General features: G+C 64.5%; 17 protein-coding genes. 10 read left to right on the forward strand and 7 right to left on the reverse strand.

The window, feature by feature from the left end; genetic code table 11:
- Positions 1-23: 23 nt before the first annotated feature.
- Positions 24-2,030, reverse strand: a complete 2,007-nt coding sequence (locus FYB76_RS16815; RefSeq protein WP_154134345.1) for an OPT family oligopeptide transporter — start codon at positions 2,028-2,030, stop codon at positions 24-26.
- Positions 2,031-2,170: 140 nt separating this feature from the next.
- Between FYB76_RS16815 and FYB76_RS16820 the strand changes: the two genes are divergently transcribed.
- The 9 genes from FYB76_RS16820 to FYB76_RS16860 all read left to right on the forward strand — a co-directional run bounded on the left by FYB76_RS16820 (position 2,171) and on the right by FYB76_RS16860 (position 11,036).
- Entirely contained in the window at positions 2,171-2,698 is a 528-nt protein-coding gene (locus tag FYB76_RS16820) for a hypothetical protein (RefSeq protein WP_154134346.1), read from the forward strand.
- Between the two features lie 171 nt (positions 2,699-2,869).
- Positions 2,870-3,214: a DUF1840 domain-containing protein gene (locus tag FYB76_RS16825; protein WP_088757183.1), complete on the forward strand. Its 345-nt coding sequence runs from the start codon at positions 2,870-2,872 to the stop codon at positions 3,212-3,214.
- Between the two features lie 273 nt (positions 3,215-3,487).
- Positions 3,488-4,807, forward strand: coding sequence for a 16S rRNA (cytosine(967)-C(5))-methyltransferase RsmB (gene rsmB / locus FYB76_RS16830; protein WP_088757182.1), 1,320 nt, complete (start codon positions 3,488-3,490; stop codon positions 4,805-4,807).
- On the forward strand, positions 4,804-5,430 hold the full coding sequence (locus tag FYB76_RS16835; RefSeq protein WP_370516366.1) for a DUF4390 domain-containing protein: 627 nt from the start codon (positions 4,804-4,806) through the stop codon (positions 5,428-5,430). The genes rsmB and FYB76_RS16835 overlap by 4 nt, the downstream gene beginning before the upstream one ends.
- Positions 5,427-7,703 carry an ATP-binding protein gene (locus FYB76_RS16840; protein ID WP_154134347.1) on the forward strand — a complete coding sequence of 759 codons (2,277 nt, stop codon included), beginning with the start codon at positions 5,427-5,429 and terminating at the stop codon, positions 7,701-7,703. The genes FYB76_RS16835 and FYB76_RS16840 overlap by 4 nt, the downstream gene beginning before the upstream one ends.
- Before the next feature lie 167 nt (positions 7,704-7,870).
- The gene (locus FYB76_RS16845; protein WP_154134348.1) at positions 7,871-8,620 is read left to right on the forward strand and encodes a response regulator; all 750 of its coding nucleotides are present in this window, start codon (positions 7,871-7,873) and stop codon (positions 8,618-8,620) included.
- A 486-nt stretch (positions 8,621-9,106) separates the two neighbouring features.
- Entirely contained in the window at positions 9,107-9,364 is a 258-nt protein-coding gene (locus FYB76_RS16850) for a DUF3567 domain-containing protein (RefSeq protein ID WP_034332163.1), read from the forward strand.
- Positions 9,365-9,498: 134 nt separating this feature from the next.
- Positions 9,499-10,194 carry a tRNA (guanosine(46)-N(7))-methyltransferase TrmB gene (locus tag FYB76_RS16855; protein WP_370516367.1) on the forward strand — a complete coding sequence of 232 codons (696 nt, stop codon included), beginning with the start codon at positions 9,499-9,501 and terminating at the stop codon, positions 10,192-10,194.
- Entirely contained in the window at positions 10,191-11,036 is an 846-nt protein-coding gene (locus tag FYB76_RS16860) for a DMT family transporter (RefSeq protein WP_154134350.1), read from the forward strand. The genes FYB76_RS16855 and FYB76_RS16860 overlap by 4 nt, the downstream gene beginning before the upstream one ends.
- Positions 11,037-11,085: 49 nt before the next feature.
- Here the strand turns inward: FYB76_RS16860 and FYB76_RS16865 are convergent, their stop codons facing one another.
- From FYB76_RS16865 to FYB76_RS16885, 5 genes are all read right to left on the reverse strand, one after another.
- Entirely contained in the window at positions 11,086-11,808 is a 723-nt protein-coding gene (locus tag FYB76_RS16865) for an amino acid ABC transporter ATP-binding protein (protein ID WP_088757204.1), read from the reverse strand.
- 5 nt (positions 11,809-11,813) lie between these two features.
- Positions 11,814-12,566, reverse strand: a complete 753-nt coding sequence (locus tag FYB76_RS16870; protein WP_034332175.1) for an amino acid ABC transporter permease — start codon at positions 12,564-12,566, stop codon at positions 11,814-11,816.
- Positions 12,567-12,708: 142 nt separating this feature from the next.
- Positions 12,709-13,488 (reverse strand): basic amino acid ABC transporter substrate-binding protein, encoded by a 780-nt coding sequence (locus FYB76_RS16875; protein WP_088757178.1) that lies wholly within the window; start codon positions 13,486-13,488, stop codon positions 12,709-12,711.
- A gap of 211 nt (positions 13,489-13,699) precedes the next feature.
- The gene (gene rocF, locus FYB76_RS16880) at positions 13,700-14,608 is read right to left on the reverse strand and encodes an arginase (protein WP_154134351.1); all 909 of its coding nucleotides are present in this window, start codon (positions 14,606-14,608) and stop codon (positions 13,700-13,702) included.
- Positions 14,605-15,648, reverse strand: coding sequence for an ornithine cyclodeaminase (locus FYB76_RS16885; protein ID WP_154134352.1), 1,044 nt, complete (start codon positions 15,646-15,648; stop codon positions 14,605-14,607). Before FYB76_RS16885 ends, rocF begins: the two co-directional genes overlap by 4 nt.
- A gap of 139 nt (positions 15,649-15,787) precedes the next feature.
- On the opposite strand from FYB76_RS16885, the gene FYB76_RS16890 reads away from it, so the two are divergent.
- Positions 15,788-16,255: an Lrp/AsnC family transcriptional regulator gene (locus FYB76_RS16890; RefSeq protein ID WP_083859554.1), complete on the forward strand. Its 468-nt coding sequence runs from the start codon at positions 15,788-15,790 to the stop codon at positions 16,253-16,255.
- Between the two features lie 80 nt (positions 16,256-16,335).
- Here FYB76_RS16890 and FYB76_RS16895 read toward each other — a convergent pair whose 3' ends face one another.
- Positions 16,336-18,237, reverse strand: a complete 1,902-nt coding sequence (locus FYB76_RS16895; RefSeq protein ID WP_088757175.1) for a potassium transporter Kup — start codon at positions 18,235-18,237, stop codon at positions 16,336-16,338.
- Between the last annotated feature and the right edge of the window lie 226 nt (positions 18,238-18,463).

Raw genomic sequence — 18,463 nt, forward strand, 5'->3', positions numbered from 1 at the left:
GCGCATTCTCGCTAGCTCAGTCTTCAGCGCGCCGGCAAGATACGGCGCGCAAACGCGACCAGCACCAGCACCAGCGCGGCCAGGCCCAGCCACTGCCCGGTCGATTCAAACGCACCCGACACCACGGCCAGCGGCGCATCCTTGCCGGTGAAACCGATGACGGCGGCCAGCAGCACGCCCACCAGACTCTCACCTACGATCAGGCCGGAGGCCACCAGGATGCCGCGCTGGCGCGGCTTGTCGGCATAGGCTTCCAGATCCGCGCCGGCGGCCTGCGCGCGGCGGCGCAGCGCGCGTTCGACCAGCCAGCCCAGCACCGCGCCCAGGAACAGGGCGCTGCTGACCATCGGCGGCAGGTAGATGCCGATGCCCACTGCCAGTACCGGCAAGCGCGCCACGCCGCCACGGCGGGCCAGCAGCCAGTCGATCACGATGAGCACGATGCCCAGTGCCACACCGACCCCCAGCATGGTCCAGTTCAGCTCACGGGTGAAGATGCCGGTAGCAATCGCCGTCATCAGGGTGGCCTGCGGGGCCGCCAGGGCCTGGGCTGCATCCATGCCCGCACGCGGCAGGGCTCCGGTAAAGCCATAGGCGTTGTAGAGCAGGTTGAGCACCGGCGGGATGATGAGCGCGCCCACCACGCAACCCACCAGCAGCGCCACCTGCTGGCGCCAGGGGGTGGCACCGACCAGTTGGCCGGTCTTCAGGTCTTGCAGGTTGTCATTGGCGATGGCCGCCACGGCAATGATGGCCGCGGTGACGAACAGCGCCACCGCGATGGCCAGCTTGCTGCCTGCGGGCGTGGCCAGCAGCGGATCGACCGCGCCCGACACCAGCAGCAGCACCGACACCAGGATGACGGCCACGATGCCGATGCCCGAGATCGGGCTGGAAGACGAACCGATCAGGCCAGCCATGTAACCGCAGGCCGCCGCTACCAGGAAGCCGAACACGAAGGCGAACACCACCGCATAGACGATCAGCCCGATGAACAGCGCTGGCGACACCGGTGCTTCGGAAAGGAAGGAAGCGAACACCACCGCCAGCAGCGCAATCATGGCCAGGCTGATGACGATGATCCAGCGCGGCGACATGTCCTGGTCGGTGCGCTCGGTGCTGCCCTGCTGACGGCGCGAGAGCGTCGACAGCGAGGCCTTGACGCCTTCCAGCATGGGCTTGAAGAGCGTAGCCAGGGTCCACACGGCGGCCACACCGATCATGCCGGCACCGATGAAGCGCACCTGGCTTTTCCACAACCCGTTAGCAAAGTCCGCCAGGGCGACATCGGCGGCATGCGGGGTGACGGCGGTGAGGTAAGGCACGGCCACGCCCCAGGCGATGACCAGGCCGATCAGGATGGCGATGCCGGAGACGATGCCGATCATGTAGCCCGCGCCCACCAGCGCCAGCGAAAATCCCATCGTCAGGCGGACCACCGAGGCGCCGGCGGTCAACCAGAGGCTGATGCTTTCGGAAAACAGCTTCAGTCCGCTGGCGATCACGCTGAAGGCCGCTGCCAGCGTGCCCCCGAACAGGATGTCACGCAGGCCGCGCCGGGTTTCCTCGCCGCCGTCGGCGTCGGCGCTGCCCACGCGCAGGATTTCCGCCGCTGCCACGCCTTCCGGATAGGGCAGCGCGCTTTGCACCACCATCACCCGGCGCAGCGGGATGGAGAACATCACCCCCAGCATGCCGCCGGCGGCGCAGATGCCCAGCGTCTGCAGGAAGGGGAAGCCCTGCCAGTGGCCCATCATCACCAGGCCGGGCAGGATGAAGATGATGGAAGAGAGCGTGCCGGCCGCCGAGGCCTGGGTCTGCACCATGTTGTTTTCCAGGATGTTGGCATTGGAAAACAGGCGCAAGACCGCCATCGAGATCACCGCAGCAGGGATCGCCGAGGAAAAGGTCAAGCCGACCTTCAGCCCGAGATACACGTTGGAGGCGGTGAAGACCACCGTGATGAGCGCGCCCAGCAGCATTCCGCGCAGGGTCAGTTCCGGCAGGCCGGTTTGGGTGTCTTGATTCATATCGGGAAAGGGTTCCGTTTCGATGCGTTCTTATACCGCAAGAATTGCCGTACGGCCATCGGACAATCGCGCTATTTGCTTCACATGCGCCTCAACCCAGCTTTGATATGATGCCCCTCTCCCCGTTCCGGACCTTTCTCATGCCCCGCCTCCGTCCTGCCCTGCTGTTGCTGTCCGTAGCCTGCCTGTGCCTGACGGCCTGCTCACCGCGCTACAACTGGCGCGAGGCCAGCGACAACGGCGCCCATTTCGTGGTGCTGCTACCGGCCAAGCCGGCCAGCGTGACGCGTCCGGTGGACCTGGACGGTCCCAAGGTCGACATGAGCATGACGGCCGCCGAGGTCGATGGCCTCACCTTCGCCGTGGGCACGGCCGAGCTGCCCGATGCGGCAGCGGCCAACCGGGCATTGGAAGCGATGCGCACCGCCCTGCTCAACAATATCGGCGGCCAGCCGCAGGGCGCGCCCCTGTGGCCGGGCAAGACCACGGGCCTGGCGCGCACGCTGGACCTGGACGCTCGGGGAGTGTCGCGCGGCCGTCCGCTGCGGCTGGTGGCACGGCTGGCGGTGCGGGAGCGCCGGGTGTACCAGATTCTCATCGTGGGAGAGGAAAAGGCCTTCACAGAGGAAAATATTGAAACCTTTTTCAGCTCTTTCAAACCAACCTGAGCGGGACCGGGCCGGATGACAAAATTCTGGCTCCCGGAGTATTCTTGTCCTGCCCGTCACTCCAAACGGGTACTCCCGCAGAAATGCGGATGCAGTCTGCAGCGCATTTCCAGCGCCCCGCCCCAGGCGGGCGCTCCAAAAAACGTTTTCATTCAAAGACCCTGAGGAAATATGCTGATCACATTCAAATCAAAAGCGGCTGCCGATGTGGTGATGTACGAATCGCACGCCAAACCCATCCTGGACCTGCTGCACAAGGACGCCGCCCGTGGCGTGATCACCGCTGCCGAGGCGGGTGACGCCATCGCCCTGCTGGAGCAGCAGATCACCGCCAGCAAGTCGCATGAAGCGGCCGAAGCCCTGGCGCGCGACGTCAACGCCCACCACAACGCCGACGTCGACGACCACAACCACGAAAAGATCGAGCCGGTCAGCTTCTCGGCACGCGCCTATCCGCTGCTGGACATGCTGCGCGAAGCCAAGAAGGGCAATCACGACATCCTCTGGGGCGTCTGAGCCCTTCCGGGAGCAGGCGGCCAGCGGCCGGCCAGGCAGCTCCCGGCCTGACACACCAGCAAAACGGCTGCCGCGATCATCCACCGCGGCAGCCGTTTTTGCGCGTGCGCAGCGCGTTGCAGAAGGCCGCCCGATGGCATCGCGCAGGCTCAATTGCAACTGGCAGGTGTGAGCACCATTGGCCGCTGGTACACTGGCGGCCCGCGCCACTTGCATCGACCATTGCCTCCTTGCAACAAGGGCGCCGCCTTATCTTCCTGAACCTGCAACGACGTGATCCAGATTTCTCTTCTTCCCCCCGGCGCCAAGGCCGATTCCCTGGCCTATCAGCTGGCCTATGCTGCCCAGGCGGTGGCCGCCGTGCGCGCCGGTCACGCCCTGCCGCAGGCGCTGGCGCAGATCTTCGCGCGCAGCGATGCCCCGCCGCCAGCACGCGGCGCCATCCAGGACCTGAGCTACCGCGCCATGCGTCACCTGGGGCTGACCGACAGCCTGCTCAGCTTGCTGGCCAACAAGCCGCCGCAACCAGAGGTGTTGCATGGACTGCTGGTGACCGCACTGGCGCTGCTGGTCAATGAAGAAGAGGCGGGCTACGACAGCTTCACCGTGGTCGACCAGGCCGTGCAGGCCGCGGCCATCAGCCAGGAAATGAGTTTCGCCAAGGGTGTAGTCAATGCCATCCTGCGCCGCTTCCTGCGCGAACGCGCGGCGCTCATGCCGCAAGCCACCAAGACCCCGCCCGGTACCTGGAATTATCCGACCTGGTGGATCGACCGCCTCAAGGGCGCCTATCCCGAACAGTGGCAAGCCATCCTGCATGCCGGCAACCAGCCGCCGCCGTTGACGCTGCGCGTGAATCGCCGCCGTGCCAGTGTCGAGCAATACCTGTCCACCCTGCAGCAGGCCGGCATGGGCGCACGCGCCGTCGGCCCCTATGCCGTGCGGCTGGACAAGCCGGTTCCCGTGCATCAAATCCCCGGCTTTGCCGAGGGCGTGGTGTCGGTGCAGGATGCTGCCGCCCAGCTCGCCGCGCCGCTGCTGGATGTGGCCGATGGCATGCGCGTGCTGGACGCCTGCGCCGCGCCCGGCGGCAAGACCGGACACCTGCTGGAACTGGCCGAGCTCGACCTGCAGGCCCTGGACCACGATCCACGCCGCCTGCAGCGCATCGCCGAGAACCTCGATCGCCTGCAGCTCAAGGCCGCGCTCAAGACTGGCGACGCCCGTGAAGACGGCTGGTGGGATGGCCAGGGCTTCGACCGCATCCTGGCCGACGTGCCCTGTACGGCCTCAGGCATCGTGCGGCGCCACCCGGACATCCGCTGGCTGCGCCGCAAGACCGACACCGCGCAGCTTGCAACACTTTCCGCGCAAATTTTGGACAAGCTTTGGCAGATGCTGCGGCCCGATGGTAAATTGCTGCTCGTAACCTGCTCGCTGTGGCCCCAGGAATCGGAGCAGCAAGCGATCGCCTTCGCGCAGAAAAACAATGCCATCCGGCTGCCCGCTCCAGGCCAACTGCTGCCCACCGCCGGTGCCGATGCCGATCACGATGGCCTGTTCTATGCGCTGTTCCAAAAACCTGGTGCATGAATTTGACGCAATCGGTCCCCTCCCCCGCCTTGATGCCGGCGCCCATGCGCAACGGCTGGCCAGCGCTCCTGCGCGCGGTGCTGCAATGGATGCTGGCGCTGCTGCTGGCCTGTTCCACCCTGGCCGTCCAGGCCGCCGAGATCACCGTCAACCAGGCGGCCATCGAAGCCAGCGACGAAGGCTACCGGCTCTCGGTGTCCTATGACTTCGATTTGAACCGCGGCCTGGAAGATGCGCTCTCGCGCGGTGTGCCGCTCTACTTCACCACCGACATCCAGCTCACCCGCCGGCGCTGGTACTGGTTCGACGAGACCAGCCTGTCGGCCACACGCACGCTGCGCCTGTCCTACAACGTGCTGACCCGGCAGTACCACACCGCCATCAGCGGCCAGCTGCAGCAGAGCTTCACCAACCTGGACGACGCCCTGACCCTGATCCGCCGCCCGCCGCGCTGGATCATCGCCGACAACAACGCGCTCAAGAGCGGCGAGACCTATCACGTCGGCCTGCGCATGCGGCTGGACGTGGCGCAGCTGCCCAAGCCCTTCCAGGTCAATGCGCTCAACAACAGTGACTGGCGGCTGTCTTCCGACTGGATCGAATTCAATTTCAAACCCGAATGAGCCGCACCTTACGCTATCTGCTGGTGGTCGGCGGGGGCGTCATCAGCGTCCTGCTGTTCCTGCTGGCCTCGGCCTCCGAAAACTCCGCCCTCTTCGAGCAGCACTACCCGTGGCTGCTGTTCTTGAACGGCCTGGCCGCCATCTCCCTGCTGGGGCTGGTGCTGCTGCTGCTGGGCCGGCTTTACAAGCGCTACCGGCGCGGCAAGTTCGGCTCCAAACTGCTGGCCCGCCTGGTGCTGATGTTTGCCCTGGTGGGCATCGTGCCGGGGGCGGTGATCTATCTGATGTCGGTGCAGTTCGTGTCGCGCTCCATCGAATCCTGGTTTGACGTACGCATGGAAGCCGCGCTGGAATCGGGCCTGAACCTGGGCCGCAATGCGCTGGACTCCTCGCTCTCGGACCTGGTCTCGCGGGCGCGCGGCATGGCCCAGGAGCTCTCCGACATGAGCGACTCCGAGCAGGTGACCTACCTCTCGCGCCAGCGTGACCAGAACATGGAGATCACCATCGTCAACGGCAATGGCCAGGTGATGAGTACGGTGGGCGGCTCCATCGGTTCGCTCACGCCCATCCTGCCCAGCAGCCAGGCGATGCGCCAGGCACGGGTCTCGCGCGCCTTCTCGGCAGTGGAAAGCGACGACACCCGCCCGCCCGGCGCCTCCGACACTGACGGCAACCTGCGGCTGCACGTGGTGGTGCTGGTGCCGGCACCCAGCCGCGGGATGTCGTTGCAGAACGAAACGCGCTACCTGCAGATCCTGCAGCCGGTCCCCGACTACCTCGCCACCAATGCCGAAACCCTGCGGCTGGCCTACAACGAGTACCAGCAGCGCTCGGTCTCGCGCTCGGGGCTGCGCAAGATCTACCTGGTCACGCTGACGCTGACGCTGCTGCTGGCCATCTTCGCCGCCATTGCCAGCGCCTTCCTGATCGCCAGCGACCTGGCCAAGCCGCTGCTGCTGCTGGCCGAGGGCACCAAGGCGGTGGCCGAAGGCAATCTCTCGCCCCGGCCCATCGTCAGTACGTCCGACGAGCTGGGCACGCTCACGCAATCCTTCAACACCATGACGCGCCAGCTGCTGGAGGCGCGCACTTCGGTGGAAAGGAACCGCGCCGAGCTGGAAAATGCCAAGGCCTACCTGGAATCGGTGCTGGCCAACATGTCGGCCGGGGTGATGGTGCTGGATGGCCAATTCAACATCGTCAGCGCCAACGATTCGGTGCGCCGCATCCTCGGTTACGACTTCTCGGCCAATATCGGCACGCCCCTGCAGACCATCGAGAGCCAGGCGCCCTTTGCCCAGGCCATCATCCGCGCCTTCTCCGAACAGCTGGCCCAGCACAGCAGCGAAAGCGCCGACGGCCTGCACTGGCAGCGCCAGTTCGAACTGTCGCGCCAGCCCGGGGCCGTGCTCGATACCAGCGACGAGCAAGGCGGCAAGCCCGACCATGACAAGCTGACCCTGCTGGCGCGCGGCTCGCACCTGCCGGTGCAAAACGGCGTGGGCTACGTGGTGGTGTTCGACGACATCAGCAACGTCATCTCGGCCCAGCGCTCGATTGCCTGGGGCGAAGTGGCTCGCCGCCTGGCGCACGAGATCAAGAATCCGCTCACCCCCATCCAGCTCTCCGCCGAACGCCTGCAGCATCGCCTGGCCGACAAGCTCATGCCGGCCGATGCGGCCATCCTCGACAAGGGCACCACCACCATCGTCAACCAGGTCACGGCCATGAAGCGCATGGTCGACGACTTCCGCGACTATGCCAAGACCCCGCCGGCCGAGCCGGTGGCCCTCGACCTCAATGCGCTCATCGAGGAGATCCTCAACCTCTACCTGGCCGGCGACGGCCGCGACGTGATCCACGCGCGCCTGGCCCCGGAGATGAGCAAGGTCATGGGCGACGCCACCCAGATGCGCCAGGTCATCCACAACCTGCTGCAAAACGCCCAGGATGCCGTGACCGATGAGGGCCAAAGCGCACCGCGCATCGACGTGCTGACCGAGCAGATCGACATCGCCGGTACCGACGGCCAGCGCCGGCCGGCCGTGCGTCTGTCGATCATGGATAACGGCCCGGGCTTCTCGCCCACCATCCTCGCCCGCGCCTTCGAACCCTACGTCACGTCCAAGGCCCGGGGAACCGGACTGGGACTGGCGATGGTCAAGAAAATCGTCGAGGAACACGGCGGGCGCATCGATATCCAGAATCGGACCGATGGCAGAGGCGCAAAAATTGTAATTTTGCTGGTAAAGTTAGCACCTATTGATTAAGAGACAGTTTTCTCAGGAAACCGTCCCCAGGGTCAAGATTCGACAGCAAGGCGCCGGGAGGGATCCGGCAGTTCATCAAGGCACGCTCGTTAACGCCGCGTCGAGCGCGCCGGCCCGGAACAAGATCGAAAACTTGGACAATGAACTAGCAGCGAGGAAAGCAGCACATGGCTAACATCCTGGTCGTCGATGACGAAATGGGTATCCGCGAATTGCTCTCAGAAATTCTGGGCGATGAGGGGCATGTCGTGACCACTGCGGAAAACGCGCAGCAGGCACGCGAGCTTCGCCAGGCCGGTGTCCCCGACCTCGTGCTGCTCGACATCTGGATGCCCGATACCGACGGCGTCACGCTCCTGAAGGAATGGCAGCGCGATGGCCTGTTGACCATGCCGGTCATCATGATGTCCGGCCACGCCACCATCGACACCGCCGTCGAAGCCACCCGCATCGGCGCACTGAACTTCCTGGAAAAGCCGATCGCGCTGCAAAAGCTGCTCAAGGCCGTGCAGCAGGGCCTGTCGCACAGCCGCGAAGCGGTGCGTCCGGCCAGCTACCGCCCGGCCCCGGTGGCGGCCGTGGCCAATGGTGCGGCCGAAGGCCTGCACACCCCCGAACATGTCGCCCCGGTGGCCGCCTATGCGCCCGCGCTGGGCAGCGAACCGCTGCATCACGGCACGCCGGCCGCCGCCCCCTTCGGGCAGGTGGCCGACAATGCCGCCAACATCTCCTTCGACCTGCCGCTGCGCGAAGCCCGCGATGCCTTCGAACGTGCCTATTTCGAATACCACCTGGTACGCGAAAACGGCAGCATGACACGCGTAGCCGAACGCACCGGCCTGGAACGCACCCACCTCTACCGCAAGCTCAAGCAGCTCGGGGTGGAACCGGGCAAGCTGGCGCGCAAGAATCACTGAACCACGCCGGCATGAACATCAAGACAACGGGATCGCAGCGCGATCCCGTTTCTTTTGGTAGTCTGGCCAAGTGTTGGGGTGCAGTCCGCCGCAGGGGTGTGGCGGCGTCAGAAATTTCCTGATGTTCTTTTGCGTCCGACAGCGGCATGCTGAAGGCGTGATGAGGCTTGCCAGGCCGCAACCCGGCCTGCTGCAGGGCGATGAACTTCCGGGCGGGCTTGTCATCTATCTTCAGCAGGTGACAGTGCATCATGAAGAAACATGCAAGATTTAGTGCATGCGGAAAGGCAACACGGCAGGCATCAAAGTTTTTCCGTAACACTGCCGTCAACAGACCCAGGAGCGCAAGCGACGCGGCGTTCCCCGAGGGAGCTGTATCGAAGTAGCAGAGATGCACACGAGGCGCGGCCCAGGTGAAGGGTCTTGAAATTTACGGTGAAGGCGCCACTTCCTTTTCGAAGCAGTATTCCAGCATAAGGAGTCACTATGAACCTGATCTACAACAGTGAGCAGTACAGCGTCGTCGAATTCGGTGCCGATTCCGACCACGAAGCCCTGCGCTTCGGCGGCTACGAGATCATGGACAAGTCCGGCCAGCGTGAAATCTACATCGATGGCCCGGCGGCCGAACTGTTCCGCAAGGATGTCCAGGAGCTGATCGCGTCCGAACCCACCATGGACGATATCGACAACTTCCTGAGCCGTTATGACGTGATGATGCGTCATCCCATGACCTTGCACTGATCGGGTCAACCCTCCCGTTCTGCAGGCAATGACGCCGCGCCCACTGCGCGGCGTTTTCTTTTGGTCAGCTTGCCATCAGCGGCGGGCAGGCGGCGTCCATTAAAATGGCGTTTTGCCGCCTTGACCGCCTTGTCGTGAATTCATCCCCCATCAGCAGCGCCCAGACCGGCGTGCATGAGCAATTGGCCGCCCTGGTGGCGCGCCACGCCGATCCCGCCCATCCTTTCCGCAAACCCGTCACCGGCTACAACCAGCGCGCCTTCGATGCCAGCATGGAAGCCTGGCACGCCGCGGGCGAGCCGCCGCTGATCCTCGATACCGGCTGTGGCGTGGGCCTGTCGACGCTGCACCTGGCGGCGCAATACCCGGATCATTTCGTCATCGGCATCGACCAGTCGGCCGACCGCCTGGCCCGCAATACGCATTGGGACGGCCCGGAACCCGCGAACCTGTGCTTCGTGCGCGCCGACCTGGTCGATTACTGGCGCCTGGCGCACCAAGCCGGGCTGCGTCCGGCGCGGCACTACCTGCTCTACCCCAATCCCTGGCCCAAGATCGGCCACCTGTCCCGGCGCTGGCAAGGCCATCCGGTGTTTCCCTTCATCGTGGCGCTGGGCGGCCAGCTGGAATGCCGCAGCAACTGGCGCATCTATGTCGAAGAGTTCACATCAGCCCTGAACCAGCTCACTGCGGGTAGTTTCGATGCCCAGGCCTGGCAACCGGACCAGCCCATCACGCCCTTCGAGCGCAAGTACCTGGCGTCGGGCCATGCGCTGTGGCGCGTGGTGGCCGACCTGGATGCGCAGGCGCTGCCGGGCAGCCGCACATGACGCTCCCGGTCATCGCCCTGGTCCTGGCCGCCGCACTGCTGCACGCTTCCTGGAACGCCCTGCTCAAGAGCAGCCAGGACCGCCTGGCCTCGCTCTCGCTCATGACCCTGGGCGCGGGCCTGGGGGCGATCCCGCTGGTGCTGTGGCGGCCGTGGCCGCAGGCGGAGAGCTGGTTCTACATCCTGCTCTCGGGTCTTCTGCACACCGGCTACAACCTGTTCCTGATCCGCGCCTACCGCATCGGCGACTTCGGCCAGTCCTATCCGATTGCACGCGGCTCCTCGCCCTTGCTGGTGGCACTGGGCGCGGCAGTGTTCGCGGGGGAGCAGCTGGGAATCCATACCGTGGTCGGCATCGCCCTGGTCTCGCTGGGCATCGTCAGCCTGGCCAACCTGCGCGCCATGCGCCGGCGCGAGCACCTGTCGGGCCCGCTGGCGGCCCTGGCGACCGGGGCTTTCATTGCGGCCTACACCGTCACCGATGGCATCGGCGCGCGGCTCGCGGGCGATGCCATCGCCTATGCGGGCTGGCTGTTCGTGGCCGACAGCATTCCGCTGGCCCTGCTCTACCAGTACAAGCATGGACGCTCGCCGGTGGTGCTATCCCGCAAGGACAGCTGGATAGGATTGGCGGGTGGCGTGATGTCGCTGCTGGCCTACGGCATCGTGATCTGGGCCGTGACGCTCGCCCCCATGGGCATGGTCTCGGCGCTGCGCGAAACCTCGGTGCTGTTTGCGCTCCTGATCGGCACGCTCTTCCTGGGCGAGAAGCTGACCCTGCGGCGCGTGCTGTCCTGTGCGGTGATTGCGGCGGGGGCCATCGTGCTGGGGGCGCATCACTGAGCCTGCAACGAAAAACGCCGGGAGCAATCCCGGCGTTTTTCGTTGTCGCTTACAGCACCTTGCGCAGGAAATCGCGCGTGCGCTCATGGACAGGCTCGCCCAGCACCTGCTGCGGCGGTCCTTCTTCCATGATGACGCCCTGGTCGATGAAGAAGACCCGGTCCGCCACTTCACGGGCAAAGCCCATCTCGTGCGTGACCACCACCATGGTCATGCCTTCCTCGGCCAGCTGCTTCATGACGGTCAGCACTTCGCCCACCAGTTCCGGGTCCAGCGCGGAAGTGGGTTCATCAAACAGCATCACCTTCGGTTCCATCGCCAGTGCGCGGGCAATCGCCACGCGCTGCTGCTGGCCGCCGGAGAGCTGGTTGGGGAAGGCGTCGATCTTCTCCAGCAGGCCCACCTTCTGCAGCAGCTTCTCTGCCACCAGCACGGCTTCGCGGCGGGACAGCTTCTTGACCTGCATGGGCGCCATGATCAGGTTTTCCAGCACCGTCATGTGCGGGAACAGGTTGAAGCGCTGGAACACCATGCCCAGCTCGGCACGCAGCGCATTGAGGTTGACCTTGGGATCATTGAGCTTGACGCCTTCGATGAAGATGTCGCCATCGCTGACTTCTTCCAGCCCGTTGAGGCAGCGCAGGAAAGTGCTCTTGCCCGAGCCCGACGGCCCGATCACGCACACCACTTCACGCGCGCGGATCTCGCAATCGATGCCGCGCAGGATGTGCGCCTGGCCGAAGCGCTTCTGCAGTTGATTGACCTTGATCATCGTGCTCATCGTGCATCTCCCTTGCCGTAACGTGCTTCCAGATGGCGTACCAGCGCCGCCAGTGCCAGCGTGATGACCCAGTAGATCACCGAGATGGTCAGGTACGGCTCCCAGTAGCGTGCATAGGCGCCCGAGACGGTACGCGCTGCATAGGCCAGTTCAGCCAGGCCGATGGCCGAGGCCAGCGAGGAATCCTTGACGATGGCAATCGCATTGTTGCCCAGCGGCGGCAGCATGCGGCGGAAGGCCTGCGGCAGCACCACGCGGCGCAGCGTGCCCAGGTAGCTCATGCCCAGCGAGCGCGAGGCTTCGCTCTGGCCGCGGTCGATGGACTGGATGCCGGCGCGGAAGATCTCCGAGACATACGCGCCCGAGTTGAGCGTGATGGCCAGCACCGCCGAAGCGAAGGCACCGTAGTGCGAGCGGATCTCGCGCGCCAGGTCGCCCGAGAGGATCAGGCCGCCGCTGGGGTTGATCAACATCGGCATGAGCGCGAAGTGGATCAGCAGGATCTGCACGAACAGGGGTGTGCCGCGCAGGAAGCTGACGTAGAAGCGAATCGGCCACTGCACGCAGTAGCACAGGAAATATTTCCAGAAACCATGGCGTGCCTCGGCCAGGCGGCCCACGCCCAGCACCAGGCCCCAGCAGGTGCCGGCGATGACGCAGATGATCGCGGCCTTCAGGGTCATCCAGGTGCCTTCGACGAACAGCGGCGCGTATTCGCCGATGATTTCCCATTGGAAGAAGGAATGCATGATGAATCCGTTCAAACGGAGAGGTTAAGAAAAGCAGGGAACGCGGAAAACGCGGAACAAGCAGGACAGGCAGCGCGCCCCGCACCCCGGCGGAGCCGCGCTCAGGCAGGCGCCCGGCCACCGGGGCCCGGGGCCGGAAGGATTACTTCAGCGGCAGGGTCGGGACTTCGCCGTCGAACCAGGTCTTGTAGATCTTGGCGTAGGTGCCATCGGCGACGATCTGCTTCAGGCCGGCGTTGATCTTGTCCAGCAGTTCCTTGTTGCCCTTCTTGACGGCGATACCGAAGTACTGGCGCACGAACTTGGTGTCACCGACGACCTTGAACTTCTTCTCGGGATGGCTCTTGATGTAGAACTTGATCACGCCCACGTCGCCCACGGCCGCGTCAACGCCGCCGCGATACAGTTCTTCCAGCATCAGCACGGTGTTGTCGAAACGGTGGATGGCGGTGCTGGCCTTGCCCAGTTCTTCGGAGACCACGATGTCACCGGCGGTGGAGTTGACCACGGCCACTTGCGTCTTCTTCAGGTCGGCCAGCGAGGTGATCTTGGCATCGGCGTTGGTGATGATGACTTGCTCGGCCGGGAAGTACGGCAGCGAGAAGTCGACCATCTGGGCGCGCTTGTCGGTGATGGTGATGCCGGAGATGATGATGTCGCGGTCACCCTGGCCGAGGGTGGCGAAGATGCCTTCCCAGGGCGTGCTCACCAGCTGGATCTTGAAGTTGGACGCTTGCGAGATGGCCTTGATCAGGTCGATGTCGAAGCCGACCAGTTCCTTCTTCGGGGTTTCGAATTCGAAGGGGCGGTAGGTACCGCCGGCGCCGACCACGTAGGTCTGGTCAGCCGCGAAGGTGCTGCCGGCAGCACAGGACAGGGCCAGCGCGCTGGCGGCCAGGGTGAACAATTTCTTGAAGGACATGATGACTTCTTTCTGACGGAGGAGTGAACCGGGAGAGCAAGATGCGTGCGCACATCGCTTCCGCCCCGGCGTGCGGGCGCTTCCCGGCGCACGGGAATGCCAGGTGACTACCCTGCTCCTGCCCGCCGGACGCGACAAAACCCTGAATGATCGGGCATTGCCCGCAATCCTTCAACCTCCAATTGCATGCAATGAGAGGCGTCAGCCAAACTCAGCGAATCAGTGTGGATTTCCCGAACAAACTTTCGACCAGGTCCACCACCACCTCAGCGGTCTGGTTGCGCACGTCGCAGGCCGGGTTCAGTTCCATCACGTCCAGCGAAGCAAGACGGCCGGTATCGGCGATCATCTCCATGCACAGCTGGGCCTCGCGATAGGTCGGGCCGCCCAGAACGGCCGTGCCCACACCCGGAGCCAGCGCGGCATCGAGGAAATCCACATCGAAACTCACGTGCAGGTGGGTATCCGGCCCCATGCCGGCCAGCGCCTCCTGCATGGTGGCGCGCATGCCGTATTCATCGATGTGGCGCATGTCGAAGACGCGCACGCCCAGTTCGCGCAGGTGGCGCTTTTCTTCGCGGTCCACGCTGCGGATGCCGATCTGGCAGATCTGCTGCGGCTGCATGGCCGGCGTCTGGCCGCCCATGCGGGTCAGCGCGTCGGGCCCCACGCCCAGCAGACAGGCCACCGGCATGCCATGGATGTTGCCGGTCGGGGTGGATTGGCTGGTATTGGCATCGGCATGGGCATCCAGCCACAGCACGCGCAGGTCCTTGCCGTGGGTGCGGCAGCGACGCGCCACGGCGGCAATCGAACCGACTGCCAGGGCATGGTCACCGCCCATGAGCAGCGGGACTTCGCCCTCGGCCAGGCTGCCCGATACCGCATCGAAGACGGCCTGATTCCACTGCACCACCTGTTCCAGATGGCGCAATCCCTGCACCGGTGGCTGCTGCGGATTGGCCGGACCGCCCAGGTCGCCGCCATCGATCACTTCCAATCCATGCTGCTGCAGGCTGCGCTGCAGCTCGGCCACGCGCAGGGCGGCCGGTCCCATGGAGGCACCACGGCGGCTGGCGCCCACGTCGGTGGGGGCGCCCATCATCCTGATCTTGTTCATGCGTTTGCCTGTTCCTTGTAGGGAAGGACGGGGATGGCCAAGCCAACCAAGTCCTTGGGGTTGTCCAGTGCGGGGACCAGATCGATCTGCTGCGCCTGATGCGCACCGATGTGGTCATCCAGGTAGCGCAGCGCCGAGAAATCCTCCAGCGCGAAACCGACCGAATCGAAGACCGTCACCTCATGGGCATCGCGGCGGCCAGGCCACTTGCCGGCCAGCACTTCCCACAATTCGGTCACGGCAAAGTCCGGCGGCATCTGCTGCACTTCCCCTTCGATACGCGATTGCGGTGCGAATTCCACGACCACGCGCGCTTTCTCCAGCACGCCCCGATGCAATTCGGTCTTGCCGGGGCAATCGCCACCGACGGCATTGATGTGCATGCCGGCTTCGATCATGTCCGGATGCACGATCACGGCACGGCGCTTGTCGGCCGTGACCGTCGTGACGATGTCGGCCCCGGCCACCGCCTCGGCCGTGCTGCGTGCGCGGACCAGCCGCAGCGCAGGCCAGTTCCGCAGGTTGCGTACCAGCTTGTCGGTGGCAGCCGGGTCGACATCAAAGAGCCGCAACTCCGTGATACCCAGCTGGGTATGGAAAGCAATGGCCTGGAAGTCCGCCTGCGCACCATTGCCGATGAGTGCCATGCTGCGGCTGTTCGGGCGCGCCATGTGCTGCGCCGCCAGCACCGAGGTCGCCGCCGTGCGCAAGGCCGTGGTCAGGGTCAGTTCCGACAGCAGGCGCGGATAGCCGCTGGCCACCTCGGCCAGCACGCCGAAGGCGGTGACCGTCAGCAAACCCTGCGCCGTATTGGCGGGATGGCCGTTGACGTACTTGAAGGCATACCAGCGTCCATCCGAAATGGGCATCAGCTCGATCACCCCGCGCGCCGAGTGGCTGGCCACGCGTGCGCTCTTGTCGAACTGCGGCCAGCGCAGGAAGTCTTCGCGCAGGTACTGCACCATGCCGCCAATCACCTCCGGCAAGCAATGCCTGGCCAGATGGGCTTGCAGGTCCGACGTTCCGATGTACTTGACCATGATGCATCAGCCTTTTGTGCAGGGGCTGCCTCGGCAGTGGCGATGGATGAAATCTTATCGACAACGGAGCGAAACAGGCTTTCGTTTTTCGTCATGATTTGCCATGATGACGAAATATTATTTCTCCGCGATGAATCATATGGACAAGATCGACATCAAGATCCTGGAACTGCTGCAAGCCGACGGCCAGATCAGCAACGTCGACCTGGCCGAGCGCATCCACCTTTCGCCGCCGCAGTGCATGCGACGCGTGCGTGCGCTGGAGGAGCAGGGCGTGATCCGCCGCTATGCCGCCCTGGTAGCGCCGGCTGAGGTCGGGCTCAATGTCACGGCCTTCGTGTCGCTCTCGCTGGACCGGGCGCAATTCAAGCAGGTGCGCGCAGTGGAAAAGGTGATCAAGGCCTTTCCCGAAATCGTCGAGTGCTACACCATCTCGGGTGACTTCGATTACCTGCTCAAGGTGGTCTCGCAGGATCTCAAGAGCCTGTCGCACTTCCTCACCGACCGGCTGATGCAGGTCCCCGGTGTGGCCGGGCTGCGCTCCATGATCTGCCTGGAAGAGGTCAAGCCAACCTCACCGCTGCCCATCACGCTGCCGCCACGATAATTCCCGGCGCCTCCGCAAAAAAACAGGGCCGCCCCGAAGGACGGCCCTGCCTTTGTCTCACGCGGCCAGTGCTGTGCCGCTCAGATTTCCACCTTGGTGCCCAGCTCCACCACGCGGTTGGCCGGGATGTGGAAGAAGTCCGAAGGCTTGGCGCCGTTCTGGTACATCCATGCGAACAGGCGCTCGCGCCACAGCGACATGCCCAGCAGCTTGCTCGGCACCACCGTGTCGCGCGCCAGGAAGAAGGAAGTATCCATCAGGTCGAAGTGATGGCCGAACTGCTGTTCGGTCAGCGTCATGACCTTCTGCACTTCCGGCGCTTCCTTGAAACCGAAGGCCGCGCGCAGCAGGTAGACGTCGCCGCCCAGCTCCTTCATGGTCAGGCGCTCGCTGTCGGCCACGTAGGGCACGTCCCAGATGCTGATCTTCAGGAAGAACACGCGCTCATGCAGGATGCGGTTGTGTTTCAGGTTGTGCAGCAGGGCGACCGGGACGGTAGCGATGTTGCCGGTCATGAAGACGGCGGTACCGCCCACGCGATGCGGCGGATGCGCCAGCAGGCCTTCGATGAAGGGCTCGATGGGAATGCCGTCATCCTTGATGCGCATGCGCAGCAGCATGCGGCCCGAGTACCAGGTCATCAACAGGAAGAAGGCCGCGCCGCCGATGACCAGCGGGAACCAGCCACCCTCGGTGAGTTTGAGCAGGTTGGCCGCGAAGAAGGCCACGTCGACCACCAGGAAGCAGCCGATGGCCACGACCACGGCCGGCATGCGCCACTTCCAGATGTGGCGCATCACCACGCCCAGCAGCATGGTGGTGATCACCATGGTGGTGGTCACGGCCACCCCGTAGGCGGCGGCCAGGTTGTCGGATTTCTTGAAGGCCAGCACCACCGCCACCACCACCACCAGCAGCATCCAGTTGATCAGGGGGATGTAGATCTGGCCCTGTTCATCCTCGGAGGTATGCAGGATGCGCATGCGCGGCACGAAGCCCAGCAGGATGGCCTGGCTGGTCAGCGAGAAGGCACCCGAGATCACCGCCTGCGAGGCAATCACGGTGGCGCAGGTGGCCAGCACCACCATGGGCAGCACCAGCGGCTCGGGGATCATCAGGTAGAAGGGGTTGGTGATGGCCTTGGGATTGGCGATCAGGTTGGCCCCCTGGCCGAAGTAATTGATCAGCAGCGAGGGCATGACCGTAAACAGCCACGCGTAGCGGATCGGCTTGATGCCGAAGTGGCCCATGTCGGCATACAGCGCCTCGGCCCCGGTCAGCACCAGCACCACCGAACCCAGCACGATGAAGGCCTGCAGCGAGTGCTCGGCCATGAAGTGCACGGCGTAATACGGGTTGATCGCCACCAGCACTTCCGGCGCCTTGACGATGTTGTAGAGGCCCAGCAGCGCCAGCGACAAGAACCACAGGAACATCACCGGACCGAAGAAGCGGCCCACCACGCTGGTGCCATGCCGCTGGATCAGGAACAGGACCACCACGATCGCCAAGGTGAGCGGTATGACCGCATGCGCCGTACTCGGCGCGGCGATCTCCAGCCCTTCCACCGCCGAGAGCACGGAGATGGCCGGCGTGATGACGACGTCGCCATAGAACATGCAGGCACCGAAGACACCCAGCATCATCAAGAGCTTGGCGCGCGGCGATCCTGAGATGGCTGACCGCAGCGACAGCGCCATCAGCGCCAGCACGCCGCCTTCGCCGTTGTTGTCGGCGCGCAGCACGAACATGACGTACTTGATGGTGACCACGATGGAGATCGACCAGAACAGCATCGAGATGATGCCCAGCACCGCGCCCGGGGAAAAGGCGATGCCATGGTCGGGGCTGAAACATTCCTTCAATGCGTACAGCGGGCTGGTACCGATATCGCCAAACACCACACCCAGCGCCGCCAGGGTAATCAGGTGGAATTTGGTCGACCGGAGGGAAAGGCCTGAATTGGTATGAGATGAACCCATCTTGCTCCCTTTGCTTCTTCAAATAGAGTGCCGGCGGACAGGTTCTGGGGGCAGACGCCACCCTCGGCGGGGAGGGCTGGCCACTGTCCGGGCAGGACGCGTACTTTAGCGCACTCTACCCGTGGTGCGCTCAAAATGCCGCTGACGACCTCCTGGCGTTGCGCGCGCGCCTCTCGCCTGGCTTGCGGAACTTGACAGCCGCGCACGGACGCGGTTCCGGAATTGC

Origin of the sequence: Herbaspirillum sp. CAH-3, assembly GCF_009668275.1 — a bacterium.
GTDB classification, from domain to species: domain Bacteria; phylum Pseudomonadota; class Gammaproteobacteria; order Burkholderiales; family Burkholderiaceae_D; genus Herbaspirillum; species Herbaspirillum aquaticum.